Origin of the sequence: Rathayibacter sp. YIM 133350, assembly GCF_037404875.1 — a bacterium.
Lineage (GTDB): Bacteria > Actinomycetota > Actinomycetes > Actinomycetales > Microbacteriaceae > Orlajensenia.
The window spans coordinates 418,472-440,565 of the sequence record NZ_JBBELO010000033.1; the positions used below are offsets into that span (position 1 = coordinate 418,472).

Here is a 22,094-nt window from a genome sequence, read left to right on the forward strand (position 1 = left end):
CGGTTCGCTCGCTTCGGTCCCGGTCCCTGAGCCTGTCGAAGGGCCGGGAATCAGAACGCTCGCTTCGACTGCACATCCCCGAACGGAGGCAGGATGCGCCGCACCATCGGCGTCAACACCTGGGTCTGGCAATCGCCGCTCACCGACGAGACACTGCCGGCGCTCGCCGCCACCGCTGCCCGCATGGGATTCGGCGCGATGGAGTTGCCGGTCGAGAACGTGGGGGACTGGTCGCCGTCGCTGGCCCGGGAGGTTCTGGGCGACCACGGACTGCGTGCCGTCGTCGTGGGCGCGATGGCGCCGGGACGCAACCTCATCGCCGCCCCGGCCTCCGACATCCTCGCCACCCAGAACTACCTCGTGCACTGCATCGCAGTCGCGGCCGAGGTCGGTTCCGGCGTGGTGGCCGGTCCGTTCACGGCCGCGACGGGCCGCACCTGGCGAATGGATGCGGCCGAGCGCCGAGCGCACTACGAGAGCCTGCGCGCAGCCTTGGCACCTCTCGTGCGCCAGGCCGAGCGCGCCGGCGTGCGGATCGCGATCGAGCCCCTCAACCGCTACGAGACCAGCCTGCTCAACACCGTCGAACAGGCTCTCGACGCACTGGAACCGCTCCTCGGACCCGCGTTGGGACTCGCGCTGGACAGCTACCACCTCAATATCGAGGAGCGTCGCATCGGAGACGCCATCCGTCTCGCCGGCCCGCACATCGCCCACGTGCAGGTCTGCGGCAACGACCGGGGCCCCGTCGGCGACGACCACATCGACTGGACCGAGGTGCTCGACGCGCTCGATGACGCCGGATACGACGGCGTGCTGGGCCTGGAGAGCTTCACCGGCGGGAACGAGACGATCGCCGTGGCTGCCTCCATCTGGAGGCCCCTCGCCGAGAGCCAGGATGCGCTCGCCGAGCGCAGCATCCGTCACCTGCAGCGACTGCAGCACGAGAGGGAGAACCGATGACCGAGACCGGATCCGTACAGCACGCGGCCCGTCACCCCGTGACCCTCTTCACCGGCCAGTGGGCCGACCTGCCCTTCGCCGACGTGGCTCGCCTGGCCGCCGAGTGGGGCTACGACGGACTGGAGATCGCCTGCTCCGGCGATCACCTCGACCTGAAGCTGGCCGAGGAGGAGCCCGGCTACCTCGAGGAGCGGCGTGAGATCCTGCGGCGGAACGGGCTGCAGGTGTTCGCCATCTCGAACCACCTCACCGGGCAGGCCGTGTGCGATGACCCGATCGACTTTCGCCACCAGGCGATCGTGCGCGACTACACCTGGGGCGACGGCGACGCCGAAGGCGTGCGCCAGCGGGCCGCCGACGACATGAAGCGCGCCGCCCGCGTGGCCCGCGCCCTCGGCGTCGACACCGTCGTCGGTTTCACGGGTTCGAAGATCTGGCCCTACGTGGCGATGTTCCCACCGGTTCCCGCCTCGGTGATCGCGGCGGGGTTCACGGACTTCGCCGACCGGTGGAATCCCATCCTCGATGTCTTCGACGACGAGGGCGTGCGGTTCGCGCACGAGGTGCACCCCTCCGAGATCGCCTATGACCACGTCTCGAGCGTGCGCACCCTCGAGGCGATCGGGCATCGCCCTGCTTTCGGGTTCAACTGGGACCCCTCGCACATGATGTGGCAGAACATCGACCCCGTCGGCTTCATCTGGGACTTCCAGGACCGCATCTACCACGTGGACTGCAAGGACACCCGGCTGCGTCCCCATAACGGACGAGCGGGTGTGCTCGGCTCGCACCTGCCCTGGGGCGACCCGCGCCGGGGATGGGACTTCGTCTCGACCGGCCACGGCGACGTGCCGTGGGAGGACGCGTTCCGTGCCCTCGATGCCGTCGGCTACACCGGGCCGATCTCGATCGAGTGGGAGGACGCGGGCATGGACCGGCTGCACGGCGCGAGGGAGGCGCTCGGCTTCATCCGCTCACTGCTCTGGCAGCGGCCGACGGCATCCTTCGACGCCGCGTTCTCGAACCAGTAGCGCCCGACGCCCGAGGGCTGCCGTTCCCGGTGTCGGATGCGGCGGCCCTCGGCGGTCGATCGAGCGCTCAGACCTCCCGCACCGTGCCGTGCTTGATGTTGAGCCGACGCTCCGCACGCCGGGCCACGGCGGAGTCATGGGTGACGACGACGAGGGTGAGGCCCCGGTCGCGCCAGAGACCCTCGAGAAGGTCCATGATCTCGTCGCGGGTCTCCTCGTCGAGGTTTCCGGTCGGCTCGTCGGCCAGCAGCACGTCGGGCTCCTTCACGAGCGCCCGGGCGATCGCGACGCGCTGCTGCTGACCGCCGGAGAGCTCGTTGGGCAGGTGCGAACCGCGGTCGGCGAGCCCCACGGAGGCCAGCGCATCCGCCGCACGCGTGGAGCGCTGCGCGCTGGGGATGCCGAGCGGTTCCAGCGCCGTCTCGACGTTCTGCTGAGCGGTCAGCGTGGGGATGAGGTTGAAGCCCTGGAAGACGAAGCCGATCTCCTTGGCGCGGATGCCGGCCAGCTTGCGGTCGGGCAGCCGTGAGAGCTCCGACTCTCCGAGCGAGACGGTGCCCGTGGAGGGGCGGTCGAGGGCTCCGAGCATCTGGAGCAGCGTGGACTTGCCACCGCCCGTCGGGCCTTGGATGGCGAGCATCTGGCCGTTCTCGATGCGCAGGTTCACCCCGCTCAGCGCGGTCACGGTCCTGCGGCCCTGCGTGTAGGTCTTGCCGACGTTCTCGAGTGTGTACATGATGGTTCCTCCCAGCTCTAACCGACGCTCCGCAGGGCTTCTGCGGGGCGCAACCGCGAGGCGCGCCAGCCGCCGAAGGCACCGGCCACGAGGCCGCCGACGACGGCCAATGCGACCGCGATGAGAATGACGCTGACCGTCACGGGCGCATTCAGCACGACGTTCTGCGTCGCGCTGGATGCTGCCCGCGCCGCCTGGCCGAAGCCGCGACCGGCGAACTCACCGGTGCCCGCCCCGGGGGCGGCGTTGCCCGTTCCCGCGTTCGAACCCGCACTGCCCGCGAAGAAGCCGCGGGCGGTGCCGCCCGTGAGCGTGGGCTGGATGAGGTTGATCACGAGCACCCCGACCAGGCCGATGACGATTCCGAGCGCGCCGCCGATGAGTCCCTGCACGACGGACTCGCCGGCGACCTGTCCGACGACGCGGCCGTTCGACCAGCCGATGGCCTTGAGGGTTCCGAACTCACGGGTACGACGGGTCACGCCCGAGATGGTGAAGAGGATGGCGAGAAGGAACGCCGCGACCAGCACGGCGATCGAGAGCCAGAGCCCGAGGCCCGCGATGAGGCTCGACGCTGTGGCGAGCGAGCCCGAGACGCTCGAGGCGAGGTCGGCCTGCGTCGAGACCGTCGCATCCGGCAGCGCCTTCTCGATGTCCTTCTGGATCTGCGCGATGTCGGTGGACGAGTCGGCCTGCACGTAGATCGTCGAGACCTTGCCTGTCTCGGTGGAGAGCGTCTGCGCCTCATCGAGCGGGATGTAGACGTTGGAGGCGCTCTGCCCGTCAGCGGTGTTCGAGGTGACCGTTCCGACGATCGTGAAGGTCGTGCCGCCGATGTCGATGGTGCCGCCGGTCGCCAGGCTCGCGCTCGTGGCGTAGTCGGCGTCGAGCACGGCCACGGCCGTGCCGTCGTCGGAGGCCTTCAGCGTGCGGCCGTCCTTGACGGATACCGAGGAGAGCGGGCCGATCGCATCGGCGCTCGGATCCAGGCCGAGCACCGTGAAGGAGTCGACGTCGAAGGCGCTGCCCCCGGCGCCGTCGGCTCCGCCCTGCGGGGCGCTCTGGTCGGCGGGCGGTTGGGCCCCTTGCGTCGTGTCGCCTTGGCTCCGGTTGAACTGCGGCAATTGGCCGTTGAAGCTCACGTTGCGCAGCGACAGGGTCGCGGATGCGGCCTTCACGTTCTCGACCCCGGTGACGTCCTTCAGCGCGCTCGCGTCGAAAGTCGTCGTTCCGGGCCCCGCGATGAGGCGCGACTGGCTGACGGTCGTGGTGCCATCGCTCGTCTGGCCATCACCCGAGCCGAACTGGAAGCGCTGGCGGGGTGCGGCGGAGCCGTCACTCGACGGGGGGGTTGCGGCCTGGCTGACGGTGATGTCGGTGCCGACGCCGTACACCGATTCCAGCACCGTGGCCTGGGCGGCCCTGACGCCGGCAGACACGGAGTTGACGATGATGACGAGCGCGATCGCGAGAGCCATGCCCGTGGCGATGATGGCGGTCTGCCGTCGCCGCCCCGCGAGTTCGCGTCGTAAGTAGGTGAAGAACATGCTGCTCCTTCGATTCGGTCGAGCCGACGCTAGGCAGCGCGCTTATCGGAGGGCTATGCCGCACCTTTGCCTCGCCTGAGACGCCGGTTCTCTCAGGCACAGCAGGCCCTGGCCAAGCTGATTCCCAACGCCCGCATAGCTCCTTCATAGGAAACCGCGAATACTGGTAGACACCATGACGAGCAATCTCACAGAGCAGGCGGCCGCGCGCGCACATACGCCCGGCATCCGCCGAGCCGACGGCAGTCCCATTCGTGTTCTCGTCGTCGACGACGAGAACACCCTCACCGACCTGCTCCAGATGGCATTGCGCTACGAGGGCTGGGACGTGCGTACCGCATCCGACGGCCGCAGCGCCGTGGCCGCGGCGCGGGAGTTCCGGCCGGATGCGATCGTGCTCGACATCATGCTTCCCGACATCGACGGCTTGCAGGTGCTGCAACGGGTACGCGCCGACCGGCCGGAAGCCCCGGTGCTGTTCCTCACCGCCAAGGACTCGCTCGATGACCGCCTGAAGGGACTGACTGCGGGCGGCGACGACTACGTCACCAAGCCGTTCAGCCTCGAAGAGGTCGTCGCCCGGCTGCGCGGGCTGGTACGGCGATCGACGCTCACGACGGCCGTCGCCTCCGACCCCGTGATCGAGATCGGCGACCTCGTGCTCAACGAGGACAGCCACGAGGTCACCCGGGGCGGCGAGAACATCGAGCTCACGGCCACGGAGTTCGAGTTGCTGCGCTTTCTCATGCGCAATCCCCGCCGCGTGCTCAGCAAGGCGCAGATCCTCGACCGCGTGTGGAGCTACGACTTCGGCGGACGCTCGAGCGTCGTGGAGATCTACATCTCCTACCTGCGCAAGAAGATCGACGCCGGTCGCACCCCCATGATCCACACGGTGCGGGGCGCCGGGTACCTCATCAAGCCCGCCTAGTGATCGCAGCCAAGCGCGACCGGGCGCCGTGGACCCTGAACCGCCGACTGCTCATCACGGTCGTGGCGGTGCTCGTCGTCGTCAGCGCCATCGTCGGCATCGTGAGCGTGCTCGTGCTGCACACCTCGCTCGTCGAACGCGTCGACTCGCAGCTGCAGAACGCGACGGAGCGCGGACGTGTGGCTGTCGGTCCGCTGCGCCCCGACGACGACGGATCAGGGGCCATCGGCCTTCCGAGCGCGGCCATGATCCTCGAGACCCCGGGTCAGGCCGAGGGCACCATCGCGCTGGTCGCGGCCGACCGCAGCGTGCAGAGCGCCGGCTACCTCGATGAGGAGGGGGCGGTGCGGCTCATGACGGTGGCGCAGGGCATGCGCCTGGTGAGCGTGCCGATCGATGGACGCCCTCACACCGTCGACGTGGGGGGCGATCTCGGCGAGTACCGCGTCGTCGCGATCGACCGGGAGCTCGGCGGAATCATCTTCATCGGGCTGCCGCTGACGGGCGTCAACGCCACGACGGCCCAGCTCTCGGTGACCATCGCGATCGTCGCCATCCTCGGAGTCGTCATCGTCGGGGTCATCGGTTCGTGGCTCATCCGCATCGCCCTGCGCCCACTCACCCGCGTCACGGAGACGGCCACCCGGGTGGCGCGCCTGCCGCTGGCCCACGGCGAGGTCGCGCTCGCCGAGCGCGTGCCCGCCCGCGACGCCGACCCCCGCACAGAGGTCGGGCATGTCGGCTCTGCCCTGAACACGATGCTCGATCACGTCGGAGCGGCACTGGAGGCGCGGCAGCAGAGCGAACAGAAGGTCCGGCAGTTCGTGGCGGATGCCTCGCACGAGCTGCGCACGCCGCTCGCCTCCATTCGCGGGTACTCCGAGCTCACCCGTCGCAGCGGTGAAGAGCTCTCTCCCGACATCGCACGGGCACTCTCCCGCATCGAGTCCGAGTCGGTGCGCATGACGGGGCTGGTCGAAGACCTGCTGCTCCTCGCGCGCCTGGATGAGGGGCGCGAGCTGGCGCACGAGCGCGTCGACCTCACCGCCCTGCTCGTGGACGCCGTGGGAGATGCCCACGCATCCGGGCCGGATCACGTGTGGGAACTGGACCTGCCCGACGAGCCCATCGAGGTGAGCGGCGACGCGCCGCGACTGCAGCAGGTCGTGATGAACCTGCTCGCCAACGCGCGCGTGCACACGCCTGAGGGGACGACCGTCACTGTCGCGCTGGTCGACGCCGGCGACGAGGTGCGAGTGAGCGTGACCGACGACGGACCCGGTATCGATCCCGCCATCGCCGACACCCTGTTCGAGCGCTTCGCCCGCGGGGATGCCTCCCGCAACCGGGCGACGGGCAGTACCGGACTCGGCTTGGCCATCGTGCGCGCGGTCGTCGAGGCGCACGGCGGAACGGTGAGTGTCACGAGCGAACCGGCAGCGACCACGTTCACGGTCTCACTCCCTGCGCGCCTATAGCAGACGCGGTGTGCGACGCGCCACCCTCCGGTTGGTTCTCCCAGCAAACGCTACTGTCGGTACGCCCCGTCCACCGGCGCGGCACACACAGCATCTGAAAGGGCGAACCCCCAAATGGGCTTCTTCGGTTTCCTCATCCTCGGTCTTCTCGCCGGCGCCATCGCCAAGCTGATCCTCCCGGGCAAGCAGGGCGGCGGCTGGCTCATCACGCTGCTGCTCGGCATCGTCGGCGCACTCCTCGGCGGATGGCTGGGCGGCCTGCTCTTCAACGCCCCGCTGCAGGACTTCTTCTCCATCCAGACCTGGCTGCTCGCGATCGTCGGATCGATCATCGTGCTGCTCATCTACGGCCTCATCGTGGGCCGCAAGGGCAGCCGCCGCACCGCGTAGTCGCAGAGACACGAAGAAGGGCGGCACACCGATCGGTGTGCCGCCCTTCTTCGTTGCCTGCGCCTCAGACGGCGGTGAGCTTGCCGAGCATGTCGGCGAACGCCCTCACGTCCGACTCCGGCCAGGAGCGCAGCAGCTCGTGCAACCTGCCCTTGTTGCCGGAGCGCACCGCGTTCACCCGCTCGATGGCCAGCGGTGTCGGACGAAGGACACGCGCCCGGCCGTCGCGGGCATCCGCCTCGCTCTGCACCAGGCCGGCGTCCTCGAGCATGCGCACCTGCCGGCTCACGACGCTCTTGTCCACGTCGAGCAGTTCCGAGAGGGCGTGGGCGTTCGTCGAGCCGGAGCGCGCGATGGTGCTGAGGATCTTGTAGCCGACGGGCTGCAGGTCGGGGTGGATCTGCGCCGCGGCATCCTTCCAGCTCGTGCGCACCCGGCTGAACAGCACGCCGAACTGCTCCTCGACGTCTTCGATCGCCGAGTCCATGCTCGTGTCGGCACCGGTCATGGTGATCATGCTAGTGAGAACGCCCCGCTGAGCGGCTCACGGGCCGGCGCCCGGCCTCGTCGTTCTCGTCGTGACCGGTCACGATGCCCACCGACGAGGTGACGGGTGCTGCGATCTCGGCCTCGGCCAGGTCGATCGCGACCTGCTCGCTCTCGGCCGCGAGGTTCTCCGCCGCGGTCTTGGTCGAGAGCGACTTGTTGGGCAGGAAGGCGATCGCGATCAGGCTGAGCACGGCCAGGGGGACCGCGATGAGGAAGACATCGCCGATGCCGCTTCCGTAGGCGCCCTCGACGATCACGCGGATGGCGTGGGGCAGCTCTGAGACCTTCGGCACGTTGCCGGAGGCCAGCGACTTCAGCCCCGCGATCTCGGCGGGCGAGCCGGGAACGAAGTTCGACAGGCCGCTCTTGATGTGCGTGCTCACCTGGCTCGCGAGGACCGAGCCCATGACCGTCACGCCGACGGTGCCGGCGATCGAGCGGAAGAAGTTCACGTTCGAGCTCGCGGCGCCCAGCTGCGAGGCGGGCGTGTCGTTCTGCACGACCAGGGTGAGGTTCTGCATCACCATGCCCAGGCCGGCGCCGAGCACGACCATGTAGATGGAGACGAGCAGGTAGTCGGTGTCGTAGTGCAGGGTCGACATGAGGCTCACGCCGATGATCATGAGCACGGAGCCCGTGAGCATCCAGCCCTTCCACTTGCCGAACCGGCTCACGAGCGCGCCGATGCCGATCGAGGCGCCCATCTGGCCGATGACCATGGGGATGGTCATGAGGCCCGACTCCGTCGGGTTGGCTCCACGCGCGAGCTGGAAGTACTGCGCCAGGAAGACGCTCGTCGCGAACATCGAGACGCCGACCGCGATGGAGGCGATCACGGCAAGGGTGAACGTGCGGTTCTTGAACAGCGTCATCGGAACGATGGGCTCCGGCACGAAGAACTCGGTGATGACGAAGGCGATGAGCGCAACGGCGGAGACGCCGGCCATGACGAAGCTCGTGGTCGAGTTCCAGTCGAACTGGTTTCCGCCGAGCGAGACCCACACGAGGGCGAGCGAGACGCCGATGGCCAGGAGCGCGGCACCGAGGTAGTCGATGCTCACCTTGCGGCTGTTCTTCGGCAGGTGCAGCGTGCGCTGGATGAGGATGATGGCGACGACGGCGAAGGGGATGCCGATGAAGAAGTTGGCACGCCATCCGAAGGAGTCGGTGATCACGCCGCCGAGCAGCGGACCGCCGATGGTGGCCATGGCCATGACGCCGCCCACGAGGCCCATGTACTTTCCACGCTCACGGGGAGAGATGATGAGCGCGACGGCGATCATGACGAGCGACATCAGGCCGCCGGCGCCGAGGCCCTGCACGACGCGGACCGCGATGAGCATGGTCGTGTTCTGGGCGAACCCGGCGATCGCGGTGCCCACGACGAAGAGGCCGAGCGCGACCTGCAGCAGCACCTTGCGGTCGAGCAGGTCGGCGAGCTTGCCCCAGATGGGAGTCGAGACGGCGGTGGCGAGAAGGGTCGAGGTGATGACCCAGGTGTAGGCGGTCTGGTCGCCGCCGAGGTCGGCGATGATGCGGGGCATCGAGGTCGAGACGACCGTGCCCGAGAGGACGGCGACGAACATGCCCATGACGAGTCCGGAGAGCGCGATGAGCACCTCGCGGTGCGAACGCTTCTGCTCCACTGACGGGAGGGTTGTTGCTGACAAGACGGGTGTCCTTCTTTCACAAGTTGATCAATATCAACTATATATCTCTTAGTTGTACTGGGTCAACTATTGACTGAGGTCAACTATTCCCTCGGCGCGAAGATTTCTCGCGCACTGCAGTGCGCCGTTCGATCGGGCGCGGGGCGGGGGGACCTCAGGAGGCGGGTGCGCCCACGGAGTCACGGATGCTGCTCGGCAGGAATCCCGAGATCTGCACCGCCGCATCGCCTCGCTGCCCGCTCGGGCGGGTGTGCGCCTTCGCGACGCACGACGGCATCGCGTTGACGGCGGAGTGCTCCCGAATGCGGTACTCGCTCGGGGTCATGCCCGTGATCTCACTGAACCGGGAGCTGAAGGAGCCGAGCGAGGTCGCCCCGACCGTCATGCAGGCATCCGTCACGCTGACGCCCGCGCGCAGGAGCGCCATTGCGCGCTCGATGCGCCGGGTCATGAGGTAGCGGTAGGGGGTCTCACCGTAGGCGTCGCGGAACTGTCGCGAGAAGTGCGCGGGCGACATGAGCGCCCTGGCCGCCATGGTCGGAACGTCGAGGGGCTTCGCGTAGTCGCGGTCGATGAGGTCGCGCGCACGGCGCAGGTGCGTGAGCGTGGCGATCGCCTCGGGGCTCATGTTCAGAAAATACCACCGGGGCGCGCGCCGCGCCGCACCGCGCCGAGACCGCAGTATCGGTGGGTGTGCTGCGGGGTGCACCCACCTTTTCTGCGGGCTCGGCGGAGACGAACCCACCGTTTCTGCGGGTTGGGCTCCGCATCCCTCAGAGGGTCAGCGCGAAGAGGAGGCAGGCGGCCGCGCTGAGCAGCATCAGCGTGTGCAGGATCATGTGCTCGAGGTTCGGGCGCGGGCGACCGCGGTGCTCGGGAAGCACGATGATCGTCGAGGCGTAGGTGCGCGCGTGCAGCGACTCCCACGATTCACCGCCCATCGTCGCCCACGGTACGGAGCGGCCGGCGAGGTAGGGCAGCCACCAGAGGGCGAGGCCGCTGAGTGCGAATGCCAGCTCCAGCCCGGCGGCCGCGTAGCCGAGGGCGGCGACTCCGGTCGACCACGCGACGCCGACGAGCACGGCCGGCAGCGCCATCAGCGGACCGTTGACGAGTGCCTCGGTGCGGCGTTCGCGCGGCGAGGCGCCGTGGATGTTGTTGAACGGGGAGAGGTCCACGAGCGTCGTGAGCTGGTGAAGCACGACGGTCCCGATGGTGAGCGCAAGCGCAACGATGAACAACACGGCGAGTCCTCCAATAACTTACAACGTAAGAAACTGCGGCCACTATATACTTACGCCGTAAGTTCTACAAGAGGCCACCATCGGTCAGAGGCCAAGGCCCAGAAGAGGCGAACATCCAGAGAAGGGGAGTGCGGATGCCCGAGCGCAGTCGCGGGGAGCGAGCCGGCCTGTCGCGCGACCGCATTCTCGATGAGGCCCTCGCGCTCGCCGACACGGAGGGGATCGGGGCGCTCACGATGAGGCGGCTGGCCGCCGTGCTCGGCGTGGAGGCCATGACCCTCTACAACTACTTCCCCAACAAGGACGCCCTGCTCGACGGGCTCGTCGAGCGCGTGCTCGATGCGGCGGTGCCGCGGGCCGTCGCCTCCGCCGACTGGCAGCAGACGCTTCGTACCTACGCCATCGGGCTGCGCCGGGCGTTGCTTGCCCACCCTGGCGTCCTTCCGATCGCCTCACAGCGGCCGGCGTCCACTCCCCGGCTGCTCGCGGTGGGGGAGGGGGGAGCAGCCATGCTCATCGCCGCCGGCTTCGACCTCGGTCGCGCACTGGACATCATCAACATCATCTCCGTGTTCGCCATCGGGCACGCCGTCTCCGAGCACGCAACGACCGCCGTCAACCAGGCCGGAGCAACCGGGTCGACGGCCGCCATCGCGGGCCTCGATGCCACGGCCTACCCGCTGCTCGTCCAAGCGGCGCGCACGGGACAGGGCACCGACGACGAGCATCGTTTCCGCTTCGCCATCGATGCGTTGCTCACCGGATTCGCCGCAACGCTGTGATGCCCGGCAACCCCGATTTGGCGGAGCTCCCGGCATCCGTTAGCCTAGGAGGAGCCAAAGACCGCCGGTTGTCGGCGTGCGCAGAAATGCGGATGCCGATCGAAGGCTTGCGAGAGCAAGCGCCTGCGCAGGTGTACTGAACTCCCCGGGTTTTCTCCCGATGTGCTCCGTGCCTCTGCGCCGGAGCTTTTTTCATGTAAGCCTGGCTCGACGGTCGCGGTTCACACGACGCTCCCGCGACGTGTGACCTAGACAAGAGGAGTACGCCATGGCGAACAAGGAAGCCACGGTCGCCGAGCTCACGGAGGCATTCCAGAGCTCGACCGCCGTTCTGCTGACCGAGTACCGCGGCCTCACTGTTGCCAAGCTCAAGGAGCTGCGCACCAACATCCGTGAGGACGCCACCTACGCCGTGGTGAAGAACACGCTCACCAAGATCGCGGCGAACAACGCCGGCATCTCGTCGTTCGACGACGAGCTCGCCGGTCCGTCCGCGATCGCATTCGTGCACGGCGACCCCGTCGCCGTCGCGAAGGCCCTGCGTACCTTCACCAAGGCAAACCCCCTGCTCGTGGTCAAGGGCGGCTATTTCGATGGCAAGCCGCTGACCGCTGAAGAGGTGGGCAAGCTCGCCGACCTCGAGTCCCGTGAGGTGCTGCTCGGCAAGCTTGCCGGCGCCTTCAAGGCCTCGCTGTTCGGTGCCGCATATCTGTTCAACGCCCCGCTGTCGAAGGCCGTTCGCACGGTCGACGCGCTGCGTGAGAAGCAGGAGTCCGCTGCGTAATCCCCGTCCGGCCTCCGGGTCGACGCGCGATTCCCAAGCGGTGAGAAAACTAAGAAACCAAGGAGAAAAATCATGGCAAAGCTGTCAACTGAAGAGCTGCTCGAGCAGTTCAAGGGCCTGACCCTCATCGAGCTCTCCGAGTTCGTCAAGGCGTTCGAGGAGACCTTCGAGGTCACCGCGGCCGCTCCCGTCGCCGTTGCCGCCCCCGCGGCCGGCGGCGCCGGTGCTGCTGAGGAAGAGGCCGAGGTCAAGGACTCCTTCGACGTCGTTCTCGAGTCGGTCGGCGACAAGAAGATCCAGGTCATCAAGGTCGTCCGCGAGCTCACCTCGCTCGGCCTCGGCGAGGCCAAGGCCGTCGTCGACGGCGCCCCCAAGGCTGTTCTCGAGGGCGCGAACAAGGAGACCGCCGACAAGGCGAAGGCTGCTCTCGAAGAGGCTGGCGCCACCGTCACCCTCAAGTAGTCACTCCGCGGCGCGACCTGCGCCGCAGCTACACCGGATGCCCCGCTTCCGCAGCATTGCTGCGAAGGCGGGGCATCCGTCGTTTCCGCGGCGCGACCGATAGATATATATAGGCAAGCTATGTATAATCGAAGCATGGTCGAAGAAACTTCGGAATCCGCGCGGGAGGCACGCGTGCGCGCCGCCATGGTGGAGATCACGAGCGCGGCCAACCGGCTCACCCGGGTCGCCGCCCGAATGGCCGGCAGCGTGGAGTCTCCGGCCCTGTGGCGCACCCTGAGCGTGCTCACCACGACGGGCTCCCTGCGCCTCGGCACGCTCGCCGCCGAATCCCGGGTCTCGCAGCCCACCATGACGAACCTCGTGCACACCCTCGAGGAGTACGGCTGGGTCGAGCGCGTCGCCGATGCCGACGACGCCAGGGTGAGCCTCATCGGCGTGACGGATGCCGGAAGCCACGCCCTCGAGGACTGGCGCCAACGGCTCGGCGCCGCCATGTTCCCTCTCTTCGCAGACGTCGATGACGACGACCTGAACGCCCTCACCCGCTCGGCACGCCTGATCCTCGACCGCATCGCGGCCGAGCTCACGTCGCCCGAGTAGCCGGGTTTTCTCACTTCATCGGATAAACGGAACGCATCAAGAGGTACAACACGCAATGAGCCACGCCACGAAATCACACGGGGGATCCATCCTCCACCAGCCCACGTCCGTCTGGGCGGTCGCCTTCGCCAGTGTCATCTCCTTCATGGGCATCGGCCTGGTCGATCCCATCCTTCCCGCGATCGCGCAGAGCCTGAAGGCGACTCCGACCCAGGCTGAGATGCTCTTCACCGCGTACCTCGCGGTGACGGGTGTCGCGATGCTCATCACGAGCTTCGTCTCCAGCCGCATCGGCCCCAAGAAGACGCTCATGATCGGGCTCGCCCTCATCATCGTGTTCGCGACGGCTGCCGGCCTCTCGGGCAACGTAGAGATGGTCATCGGCTTCCGCGCCGGCTGGGGCCTCGGCAACGCGTTCTTCATCTCAACCGCCCTGGCCACCATCGTGGGTGCGGCATCCGGCGGGTCATCGTCGGCCATCATCCTCTACGAGGCGGCACTGGGCCTCGGCATCGCCGTCGGCCCGCTCGTGGGGGCGGCCCTCGGCAACATCAGCTGGCGGGGACCCTTCTTCGGAACGGCTGCGCTCATGGCGATCGCCTTCATCGCCATCCTCGTGCTGCTGAAGAAGGATGAGAAGCAAGACCTCGAGCCGATGCCACTGTCGGCCCCTCTGCGCGCGCTCGGCAAGCCGACGCTGCTCGTGCTCGCACTCGCGGCGCTGTTCTACAACATCGGCTTCTTCGTGCTTCTGGCGTACTCGCCCTTCGTCCTCGGCTTCGACGTCTGGGGCCTCGGGCTCACCTTCTTCGGCTGGGGCGTCGGCCTGGCGGTCACGTCGGTGTTCGTGGCACCGCTGCTCACGGCACGGATGCGGCGCTCGCGCGTGCTCTGGATCGCCCTGCCCCTGCTGGCCATCGACCTCGCACTCGCCGCCGTCTTCGTCGACAACACGGCTGCCCTCGTCGTGCTCATCATCGTCGGCGGCCTCGTGCTCGGCATCCTGAACACGGTGCTGACGGAGTGCGTCATGGCGGCGACCGACCTGCCGCGCGCGGTGGCCTCGAGTGCCTACTCCGCGGTGCGCTTCATCGGCGGAGCGATCGCCCCGCCGGCCGCGACGGAGATCGCGAAGGCGTTCTCGCCCGAGGCCCCGTACTACGCCGCGGCCATCTCGGTCTTCATCGCCTTCCTGGTGGTGTTCTTCGCCGCGAAGCCCCTCGCCCGTGCCGACGTGGACGAGGAGGAACTCGACGAGGAGTCGGAGGCCGAGGCCGTGCTCGTCGGCGACGCCGCCTAGGAAGAGGGACCCTGGGGCTCGGCGACGAGCGGAGACGGCTGCGGCGTACTGCCGGAGGCGCGTGCCGCATCCGTCGCCGCAGCCGAGATCATGCGGATGAGCACGAGCAGCCAGGTGAAGATGAGCGCGAACGCGAGGATCTCGACCGCGGTGAGGTTCCAGTAGCCCGTCGCGAAGAAGACCCCTGCGACGACGACGAGCCCGAGGAACGCGTAGCCGACGATGAAGAACGACTCGGGCAGCCCGGGAACGATCCATCGCAACCGGATGACGAGCACGCCGTAGACGACCGCCATTCCCGAGGCGACCGTGTTGTGCACCCAGAAGTGCTCGTCCACGTGGAAGATCCCGACGCAGGCGAGGAAGACGCCGATGAGCACGAGGGACCACTTGACGTAGCGCGCCCGGCTGAGGGCGGTGGCGTCGCTCGTCGCGGCATCCGTTCTCGTGAGCGGACCCGACTCGAGTTCCGTCGTCATGTAGTTCGCGAGGGTCGTGATGACGATGCCCCCGATGATGAGCGTGAGGTTGAAGGTGCCGGCCGAGAAGTCGTCGTACTGGCCCAGGGCGCTGAGGTTCATCTGCCACCAGTGATCGTTCGAGACAGTCAGCATGCTCACGACCACACCGAGCACGAGGAAGACGGCCATGGTGCTCGCCAGCCGCGACGTCGTCATGCCCGACGCCGAGAGGAACACGAAGTAGGCGCTGAGGGCGACGACCGCCCCCAGGATGGCCGCGGCAGCGAACGGGAACACCACGGCGTCGACGAACGACTGCTGCAGGAGCGCGAAGGTGACCGTCCAGAGCAGCAGGCAGATGGAGGCGTGCACGAGGGCGAGCGCGCCGATGTCGAGAATCTGGCGGCCCAGCCTCACGCGCCTCAGCCACGCCCGGTCGGGTTCGTCGTAGGAGAGCACGTAGCCGCCCACGAAGACGGGCAGCGCCACGATGGCAGCGGTGATGGCGGCGACCTCGCCGAGCGATCCGCGGCCCCCGATCGGCAGGTCGCTGCCCCCGAACCCGATGAACCCGACGAGGAGACCCATGGCGAATCCGGCGACCGCGAACAGCAGCGCGCGCGTCTCGGTCGTGGCTGCGGCGGTGCGCTTTCTCAGCGTCTCGAGCCCTCGGGTCATGCTCACTCCATCCGGTCGGTCCATCCCGGTGTCGGTGCCCATCCGGTCTCTGTGTCATCCGGTCGCTGTGTCATCCGGTCTCTGGGCCGAGCCTATAGTGAGCATCCATCACCGGATGCGCACATCCTGATCAGCGCGGCGCCGCCGTCGAGGAGCGCACGACGAGCCGTACCGGCAGCACGGTCTGCGACGCCGTGGTGGTGGCGTCGCTCTCCAGAAGCCGCATGACGGATGCGACGGCGAGTCGCCCCTGCTCGCCCGGGTGCTGGGCCACGGTCGTGAGCCCGAACATGGGCGCGTACTCGTGGTCGTCGATGCCGACGACCGAGAGGGCATGGGGAACGTCGACCCCGAGTCGCTGGGCGGCCAGCATCACGCCGAAGCCGATCTCGTCGCAGGCGGCGAAGATGGCGCTCGGTCGCTGCCGAGGGTCGCCGAGCACCTGCAGGGCGGCGGCGTACCCGCCCGGCATGCTGAAGGATGCCGGCCAGAACGCATCGGCGGTGCCCAGCCCGGCGCTCGTCATGGCCTGCTGCCACCCGCGCAGGCGCTTGCCGTGCACCGAGAAGTCGAGTTGCTGGGCGATGTCGCCGCCGATATGGGCGATGCGTGAGTGGCCGAGGCTGATCAGGTGCTCGGTCGCCAGTTGCGCCGCCGCGACGTCATCGATGGCGAATGTCGTGGCGCCGTCGATGGCGCCGCCGACCCCCACGACGGGCTTGCCCATGCGCTGCAGCCGATCCACCTCGTCGGCGCTCAGTTCCACGCCGACGGCGATGACCGCATCCACGCGCTTGCGCGCCAGGAAGAACTCGAAGATCCGGGCGCGCCCGGCGGCATCCGCCGTCAGGTTGTAGAGCGTGAGGTCGTACGAGGCGGCCGCGAGCTCGCGCTCGATGCCCTCGAGCACCTCTCCGAAGAACCAGCGATTGACGAACGGGATGATCACTCCCACGTTCTTCGTGCGCCCCGTCACGAGGCTCGCGGCGTTGGGAGAGGCGATGTAGCCGAGGTCGGATGCGGCCCGCACCACCCGCACGCGCGTCTCCTCCGCGACGTAGCCACGACCGCTCAGGGCGCGCGAGGCCGTCGCCTTCGACACCCCTGCCTGGCGCGCGACATCCGCGATCGCGTTCATGGGCCCCTCTCCATCGGGTGGCACCGTCGAGCCGAGTGTAACGGGATGCGCCCCGTTTGTGGAACCGATCCCACACGCCGGATCCGTCGCGCGAGACGCGCTGGCGGGAGCGTTCTCCGGGAACCTGGGCGGGCGTTTCGACGGTGACCGTTTCGTGATGCGCGACTGTTGTGCCGCGAACGCGGGTCACTGTAGCGTGACGTCTGGAACCGGTTCCCCAGTTCCCCTGCACACATACTCAATGAGGAGATGGACATGAGACTCACACGGCATCGCCGGTGGTTGGTCCCCGTCGTGGCAGCAGCGGCGGTCGGACTCGTACTCACCGGATGTACCGGAGACATCGCGGCCGACGACGCCAAGGACACCGACTGCGGACCGTACAAGACCTACGGAACCTTCGATGACGGCACCAAGGTCACGATGTCGGGCACGATCCTCGAGGTGGAGGCCGACGCACTGCAGAAGACGTTCGACGCCTTCACCCAGTGCACGGGAATCGAGGTCGACTACCAGGGCTCCGGAGAATTCGAGGCGCAGATCGCCGTGCTCGCCGAGGGTGGAAACGCCCCTGACATCGGCATCGTCCCCCAGCCCGGACTCCTGCAGCGGCTCGCAGCAGGCGGCTGGCTCATCCCGGCCTCGAAGCCGGTCGAGGCCAACGCCGACAAGTTCTGGTCCGAGGACTGGAAGAAGTACGGCACGGCCGACGGCACCTTCTACGCCGCCCCGCTCATGGCGAGCATCAAGGGCTTCATCTGGTACTCGCCCAAGGAGTTCAAGGACAAGGGCTACAAGGTTCCCAAGACCCTCGACGAGATGAACGACCTCGCCGACAAGATCGCGAAGGACGGCGACCACAAGCCGTGGTGCGTCGGCCTCGAATCCGCGGAGGCGACCGGATGGCCGGCCACCGACTGGATCGAGGACTACGTGCTGCGTCAGTCGGGGCCCGACGTCTACGACCAGTGGACGACACACGAGATCCCCTTCAACTCTCCCGAGATCGTGAAGGCGTTCGACGCGGCAGGCGACATCCTGAAGAACAACGACATGGTCAACGGAGGCTTCGGTGACTCCTCGACGCTCGTGTCGACGAACTTCCGCGATGCGGGTCTGCCGATCCTCAAGGGCGAATGCTCGCTGATGCACCAGGCCACGTTCTACTCCTCGTTCTGGCCGGAGGGCACCAAGGTCGACCCCGACGGCGACGTCTACGCCTTCCTCATGCCGCCGACCGACGAGGGTGCCGGCCAGGCCGTCACCGGTGGTGGCGAGTTCCCCGTCGCCTTCCGTGACGCCAAGGAGGTGGAGGCCGTGCGTGCCTTCATGTCGAGCGATACGTGGGCCAACATCCGCGTCAAGCTCGGCGGCGTGATCAGCGCGAACAAGGGCCTCGACCCCGACAACGCGCAGAGCCCGCTGCTCAAGCAGGGCGTCGAGATCCTCCAGGACCCCGACACGACGTTCCGGTTCGACGGTTCCGACCTCATGCCGGGCGCCGTCGGCGCTGACTCCTTCTGGAAGCAGGCGATCGCGTGGGTGAGCGGTCAGAGCACCAAGGAGACGGTGGACAACATCGAAGCGAGCTGGCCGGCCAGCTAGCCCGCATGGCTGCGCTGGCAGCCTGATCGAGGGGCGGGGTCCTTCCGGGATCCTCGCCCCTCGATCCCCCCGGACCTCAACGGCGAAGAAAGGGTACAGGCCAATGACCACAGCCGACCTCCTCGGCAAGATCCTCCAGGTCGTGATGGGACTCGCGGTGTTCGCGGCGATCATCGGCCTGCTCATCTTCTTCATCGACAAGGCGCCCAAGAAGGGCCGCGACTACTGGCAGCTGGTCGCCTTCCTGGCGCCGGCCGTGATCTTCCTCATCATCGGGCTGATCTACCCGGCCATCCGCACGACCACGCTCGCCTTCCTCCCGAACGGAGGCGGATCTTTCACGTGGGCGAACTTCGTGTGGGTCTTCACGCAACCCACCGCCATCCGCACCCTCATCAACACGCTGTTCTGGGTCATCCTCGTGCCGGTGTTCTCGACGGCCATCGGCCTGGCGTACGCCGTGTTCATCGACCGATCCCGCGGTGAGCGCGCCTACAAGGCCCTCGTCTTCATGCCGTTCGCCATCTCGTTCGTGGGATCGGGCGTCATCTGGAAGTTCATCTACGAGTACCGGCCGCCGGGCACCGACCAGATCGGCATCCTGAACGCGATCGTGACGGGCTTCGGCGGCAAGCCCGTGCAGTGGCTGCAGACCGATCCGATCAACACCCTGCTGCTCATCGTGGTCATGATCTGGGTGCAGACCGGCTTCGCCACGGTCGTGCTCAGCGCCGCGATCAAGGGCGTGCCGACCGAGCAGATCGAGGCGGCGCAGCTCGACGGCACGAACGGCTGGCAGCGGTTCCGGAACGTGACCGTCCCGGGCATCCGCGGTTCGCTCGTCGTCGTCATCACCACCATCTCGATCGCCACGCTGAAGGTCTTCGACATCGTGCGCACGATGACGGGTGGCAACTTCAACACGAGCGTCATCGCGAACGAGATGTACACGCAGGCGTTCCGTGCGGGCGAGGCGGGAAGAGGATCGGCGCTCGCCGTCATCCTGTTCGTCCTCGTGCTTCCGATCGTCATCTACAACGTCAATGTGCTTCGTAAGCAGAGGGAGATCCGATGAGCAGCGTAGCGCCGGCAGACCTTCCCGTCGCCAAGGACCTCGGGGCCATCGAGGCCGCCGAGCTGGGCCAGACCCAGACCAAGCGGGTGAAGCGCCGGCTGACCTCGCGCACGGCAACGGTGATCGCCCTCATCATCGCGGTGCTGTGGACGATCCCGACGTTCGGCCTGTTCGTCTCGTCGTTCCGGCCGGCGGAGCAGATCCAGACCACCGGATGGTGGACGGCCCTGTGGAACTGGGGCTGGACCCTCGACAACTACAAGGACGTGCTGCTCTCGACCTCGGCATCCTCCCCGGAGCTCGGCGCGTACTTCGTCAACTCGATCGCGATCACCGTGCCCGTCGTGGTGTTCGCGACCGTGATCGCGGCGATGGCGGCCTACGCGTTCGCCTGGATTCCCTTCAAGGGCTCCAATGCGCTGTTCATCGTGGTGTTCGCCCTGCAGATCATCCCGTTGCAGATGGCGCTCATTCCGCTGCTGCAGTTCTTCACCACCTTCCTGCGCCCCGGTCAGGAGTGGCTGCACGACGTCATCCCGATCATCCCCGAGCAGAATTACCTGCCGATCTGGCTTGCGCACACGATGTTCGGCCTGCCGTTGGCGATCTTCCTGCTGCACAACTTCATCTCCGAGATCCCCAACGACGTCATCGAGGCGGCGCGGGTGGACGGCGCGAGCCACAGCCAGGTGTTCTTCCGCATCGTGCTGCCCCTGGCGGTGCCGGCCCTGGCGTCGTTCGCGATCTTCCAGTTCCTCTGGGTGTGGAACGACCTGCTCGTCGCCCTCATCTTCTCGGGCGGCACGCAGGATGTCGCTCCGCTGACGCAGAGGCTCGCCGAACTCGTGGGAACGCGCGGCGGCGCCTGGGAGCGGCTGACCGCATCCGCGTTCATCTCGATCGTGGTGCCGCTGATCGTGTTCTTCAGCCTGCAGCGGTACTTCGTGCGCGGCCTGCTGGCGGGCTCTACGAAGGGGTAGCCGGGCGGTCAGGCCGTCGCGGCGCTCGCCGCAGGCGGCTCGCCCGCTCGCAGGCTGTCGCTCGTCAGGCCCAGCACCATGGCGGGCAGCCCCTCGGACGCTGCCCGGGCGCGCTGTCGGCTCGCCCCATTGCCCTCACGGAGGATGCGGGCGATGCCCGAGCGCACGGCCGCCTCCTCTCCGTAGAGATCCAGGCCGTCGGCGGCGACATCGAGCAGGGCGGCCACGACCTCGGCTGCAGGGGCCGGGACTCCGTGCTGAGGGTGCACCAGCTGTCCGTCCAACCCCTCCAGGGAGGCGGTCCACGAGGCGAGGCGAAGGGCCGCGGACGAGGTCGAGGGCGCCGCGACGCCCGCCCGCGCCTGCCGGGCGACGACGGTCACGAGTCCGCGGCAGAGCGCCGCGATCGCGGCCGTCGCATCCGGAAGCAGGGGCACATCGGCCACGCGGATCTCGACCGTCGGAACGTGGCGGGACAGGCGCGCGTCGGGGTACCACATGTGCTCGTCGAGCAGGGCGCCGGTGGCCAGCACCTCGCTCATCGACCGCTCGTAGGCGGCAAGATCGCCGTACAGGTCGGTCGGGCCGCTCGAGGGCCAGGCGCTCCACTGCGAGAACCGGTAACTCGCGTAGCCGGTGTCGACCCCGTCGTGGAACGGCGAATTCGCAGCGAGTGCCCGCAGCACGGGGAGCCAGACGCGGATGCGGTCGAGCACCTGAACGCCCTCGGCCGGCGATTCGATGCTCACGTGCACGTGCAGGCCGCACGTCATGCACCGTCGGGGCAGGGCGCCGTAGCGGTCCACCATCTGTCGATAGCGATCGCCGGCCGAGGGATGGGGGGTTCCCGGCAGGGGCGAGGTCGCGAGCGGGGCGGCCCGCGCGCCGACGCGTCTGGCGGCATCGTCGGCGAACTCGCGAGCAGCCAGTATTCCCTCGAAGGCGTCGGCGAGGGCGCGCTGCGGACTCGAGACGAGCTCCAGCATCTCGCGGTGCAGCTCCGCAACGACGGTGAAGCCCGCCGAGGCCGGAGAGGAGTGGCGCAGCACGCGGGGCGCGACCGGCACCGGAGCGGCCGTCTCGGCGTCGACCAGGAGCAGTTCCTCCTCGACGCCGATCGAGCGCCACGCGCCCTCGCCCGGGCCGAACACCGAACCGGATGCAGCGGGAGTCCCCGTCTTCGGCATCGATGCCCCCCGTCGTTCGTGACACTCGCATCCTCCCCCCTGCGGGCGCCCGGCGCAAAGGTTTCGACTCCCGCGGTCGCCCGCCTTACGCCTCAGGGGCGGCGGTCGGCAGCAGGCTTATACCCGGCGCGGGCAAGCGGGTAAAGACCCTTCCCCCGAGCGGGATGGCACCGCACGCTGAAGGACGTGACGTGCCGGGTGGTGATGCAGAGAGAGGTGCCCGCGGCCGACCTCTACCGACTGATGTGGCGGATGTGGGGCCAGGGCTTCTCGAGTCGACCCTGCCCGCAGCAGGCTCCTCGCGAGGGGTGGGTCGTGCTCGAGTTCTGGATCGAGACCCGCAGCGTGGACGGTGATGGCCTGGCGGCCTTCGAGATCGAACTCGACGACCTGCTCATCCGCGTGATGGGCATCCCCATCGCCGGCAGGGGGGCGCGCGCCGAGATCGCCTGAGTGCGGCATCCTGTCTTGTCGTGCACCGTGCAGTGGTGCGGTGGTGC

Annotated in this window: 23 protein-coding genes; 14 read left to right on the forward strand and 9 right to left on the reverse strand. The window is 68.1% G+C overall.

What is annotated here, in order from left to right; translation table 11 throughout:
- Window positions 1-93 precede the first annotated feature (93 nt).
- Window positions 94-963: a sugar phosphate isomerase/epimerase family protein gene (locus WDJ51_RS12495; protein ID WP_337852778.1), complete on the forward strand. Its 870-nt coding sequence runs from the start codon at window positions 94-96 to the stop codon at window positions 961-963.
- Complete coding sequence (locus WDJ51_RS12500; protein ID WP_337852779.1) at window positions 960-1,994, forward strand: sugar phosphate isomerase/epimerase family protein; 1,035 nt, start codon at window positions 960-962, stop codon at window positions 1,992-1,994. Before WDJ51_RS12495 ends, WDJ51_RS12500 begins: the two co-directional genes overlap by 4 nt.
- A gap of 67 nt (window positions 1,995-2,061) precedes the next feature.
- Here the strand turns inward: WDJ51_RS12500 and WDJ51_RS12505 are convergent, their stop codons facing one another.
- Together WDJ51_RS12505 and WDJ51_RS12510 are read right to left on the reverse strand one after the other, a co-directional pair.
- Window positions 2,062-2,730: an ABC transporter ATP-binding protein gene (locus tag WDJ51_RS12505; protein WP_337852780.1), complete on the reverse strand. Its 669-nt coding sequence runs from the start codon at window positions 2,728-2,730 to the stop codon at window positions 2,062-2,064.
- A 17-nt stretch (window positions 2,731-2,747) separates the two neighbouring features.
- Window positions 2,748-4,277 carry an ABC transporter permease gene (locus WDJ51_RS12510; protein ID WP_337852781.1) on the reverse strand — a complete coding sequence of 510 codons (1,530 nt, stop codon included), beginning with the start codon at window positions 4,275-4,277 and terminating at the stop codon, window positions 2,748-2,750.
- A gap of 175 nt (window positions 4,278-4,452) precedes the next feature.
- Here WDJ51_RS12510 and WDJ51_RS12515 point away from each other — a divergent pair, with 175 nt between their 5' ends.
- The 3 genes from WDJ51_RS12515 to WDJ51_RS12525 all read left to right on the forward strand — a co-directional run bounded on the left by WDJ51_RS12515 (window position 4,453) and on the right by WDJ51_RS12525 (window position 7,076).
- Entirely contained in the window at window positions 4,453-5,208 is a 756-nt protein-coding gene (locus tag WDJ51_RS12515; protein WP_337852782.1) for a response regulator transcription factor, read from the forward strand.
- The gene (locus WDJ51_RS12520; RefSeq protein WP_337852783.1) at window positions 5,208-6,686 is read left to right on the forward strand and encodes a sensor histidine kinase; all 1,479 of its coding nucleotides are present in this window, start codon (window positions 5,208-5,210) and stop codon (window positions 6,684-6,686) included. Before WDJ51_RS12515 ends, WDJ51_RS12520 begins: the two co-directional genes overlap by 1 nt.
- A 114-nt stretch (window positions 6,687-6,800) precedes the next feature.
- The gene (locus tag WDJ51_RS12525; RefSeq protein ID WP_337852784.1) at window positions 6,801-7,076 is read left to right on the forward strand and encodes a GlsB/YeaQ/YmgE family stress response membrane protein; all 276 of its coding nucleotides are present in this window, start codon (window positions 6,801-6,803) and stop codon (window positions 7,074-7,076) included.
- Window positions 7,077-7,140: 64 nt separating this feature from the next.
- Here the strand turns inward: WDJ51_RS12525 and WDJ51_RS12530 are convergent, their stop codons facing one another.
- From WDJ51_RS12530 to WDJ51_RS12545, 4 genes are all read right to left on the reverse strand, one after another.
- Window positions 7,141-7,584, reverse strand: coding sequence for a MarR family winged helix-turn-helix transcriptional regulator (locus WDJ51_RS12530; RefSeq protein WP_337852785.1), 444 nt, complete (start codon window positions 7,582-7,584; stop codon window positions 7,141-7,143).
- 10 nt (window positions 7,585-7,594) lie between these two features.
- Window positions 7,595-9,217: a DHA2 family efflux MFS transporter permease subunit gene (locus tag WDJ51_RS12535; RefSeq protein ID WP_443218496.1), complete on the reverse strand. Its 1,623-nt coding sequence runs from the start codon at window positions 9,215-9,217 to the stop codon at window positions 7,595-7,597.
- Window positions 9,218-9,449: 232 nt separating this feature from the next.
- Complete coding sequence (locus WDJ51_RS12540; RefSeq protein ID WP_337852787.1) at window positions 9,450-9,923, reverse strand: helix-turn-helix transcriptional regulator; 474 nt, start codon at window positions 9,921-9,923, stop codon at window positions 9,450-9,452.
- 145 nt (window positions 9,924-10,068) lie between these two features.
- Window positions 10,069-10,539, reverse strand: coding sequence for a hypothetical protein (locus tag WDJ51_RS12545; RefSeq protein ID WP_337852788.1), 471 nt, complete (start codon window positions 10,537-10,539; stop codon window positions 10,069-10,071).
- A gap of 134 nt (window positions 10,540-10,673) precedes the next feature.
- Between WDJ51_RS12545 and WDJ51_RS12550 the strand changes: the two genes are divergently transcribed.
- From WDJ51_RS12550 to WDJ51_RS12570, 5 genes are all read left to right on the forward strand, one after another.
- Window positions 10,674-11,321: a TetR/AcrR family transcriptional regulator C-terminal domain-containing protein gene (locus tag WDJ51_RS12550; protein ID WP_337852789.1), complete on the forward strand. Its 648-nt coding sequence runs from the start codon at window positions 10,674-10,676 to the stop codon at window positions 11,319-11,321.
- Between the two features lie 268 nt (window positions 11,322-11,589).
- Window positions 11,590-12,105 carry a 50S ribosomal protein L10 gene (gene rplJ / locus WDJ51_RS12555; RefSeq protein WP_337852790.1) on the forward strand — a complete coding sequence of 172 codons (516 nt, stop codon included), beginning with the start codon at window positions 11,590-11,592 and terminating at the stop codon, window positions 12,103-12,105.
- 72 nt (window positions 12,106-12,177) lie between these two features.
- Window positions 12,178-12,567, forward strand: a complete 390-nt coding sequence (rplL, locus tag WDJ51_RS12560) for a 50S ribosomal protein L7/L12 (RefSeq protein ID WP_337852791.1) — start codon at window positions 12,178-12,180, stop codon at window positions 12,565-12,567.
- Window positions 12,568-12,702: 135 nt separating this feature from the next.
- Entirely contained in the window at window positions 12,703-13,170 is a 468-nt protein-coding gene (locus tag WDJ51_RS12565; protein ID WP_337852792.1) for a MarR family winged helix-turn-helix transcriptional regulator, read from the forward strand.
- 55 nt (window positions 13,171-13,225) lie between these two features.
- Window positions 13,226-14,470, forward strand: a complete 1,245-nt coding sequence (locus WDJ51_RS12570; protein ID WP_337852793.1) for an MFS transporter — start codon at window positions 13,226-13,228, stop codon at window positions 14,468-14,470.
- Here the strand turns inward: WDJ51_RS12570 and WDJ51_RS12575 are convergent.
- Window positions 14,467-15,651: a hypothetical protein gene (locus WDJ51_RS12575; protein ID WP_337852794.1), complete on the reverse strand. Its 1,185-nt coding sequence runs from the start codon at window positions 15,649-15,651 to the stop codon at window positions 14,467-14,469. The two genes, WDJ51_RS12570 and WDJ51_RS12575, sit on opposite strands and share 4 nt — an antisense overlap.
- 88 nt (window positions 15,652-15,739) lie before the next feature.
- Window positions 15,740-16,747 (reverse strand): LacI family DNA-binding transcriptional regulator, encoded by a 1,008-nt coding sequence (locus tag WDJ51_RS12580; protein ID WP_337852795.1) that lies wholly within the window; start codon window positions 16,745-16,747, stop codon window positions 15,740-15,742.
- 255 nt (window positions 16,748-17,002) lie between these two features.
- Between WDJ51_RS12580 and WDJ51_RS12585 the strand changes: the two genes are divergently transcribed.
- From WDJ51_RS12585 to WDJ51_RS12595, 3 genes are all read left to right on the forward strand, one after another.
- Window positions 17,003-18,352 carry an ABC transporter substrate-binding protein gene (locus WDJ51_RS12585; RefSeq protein WP_337852796.1) on the forward strand — a complete coding sequence of 450 codons (1,350 nt, stop codon included), beginning with the start codon at window positions 17,003-17,005 and terminating at the stop codon, window positions 18,350-18,352.
- A gap of 103 nt (window positions 18,353-18,455) precedes the next feature.
- Window positions 18,456-19,427, forward strand: a complete 972-nt coding sequence (locus WDJ51_RS12590; protein WP_337852797.1) for a carbohydrate ABC transporter permease — start codon at window positions 18,456-18,458, stop codon at window positions 19,425-19,427.
- On the forward strand, window positions 19,424-20,407 hold the full coding sequence (locus tag WDJ51_RS12595; RefSeq protein WP_337852798.1) for a carbohydrate ABC transporter permease: 984 nt from the start codon (window positions 19,424-19,426) through the stop codon (window positions 20,405-20,407). The genes WDJ51_RS12590 and WDJ51_RS12595 overlap by 4 nt, the downstream gene beginning before the upstream one ends.
- 8 nt (window positions 20,408-20,415) lie before the next feature.
- Here WDJ51_RS12595 and WDJ51_RS12600 read toward each other — a convergent pair whose 3' ends face one another.
- Window positions 20,416-21,594, reverse strand: coding sequence for a carboxylate-amine ligase (locus WDJ51_RS12600; protein WP_337852799.1), 1,179 nt, complete (start codon window positions 21,592-21,594; stop codon window positions 20,416-20,418).
- Between the two features lie 198 nt (window positions 21,595-21,792).
- Here WDJ51_RS12600 and WDJ51_RS12605 point away from each other — a divergent pair, with 198 nt between their 5' ends.
- The gene (locus tag WDJ51_RS12605) at window positions 21,793-22,047 is read left to right on the forward strand and encodes a hypothetical protein (protein ID WP_337852800.1); all 255 of its coding nucleotides are present in this window, start codon (window positions 21,793-21,795) and stop codon (window positions 22,045-22,047) included.
- Window positions 22,048-22,094: the final 47 nt, after the last annotated feature.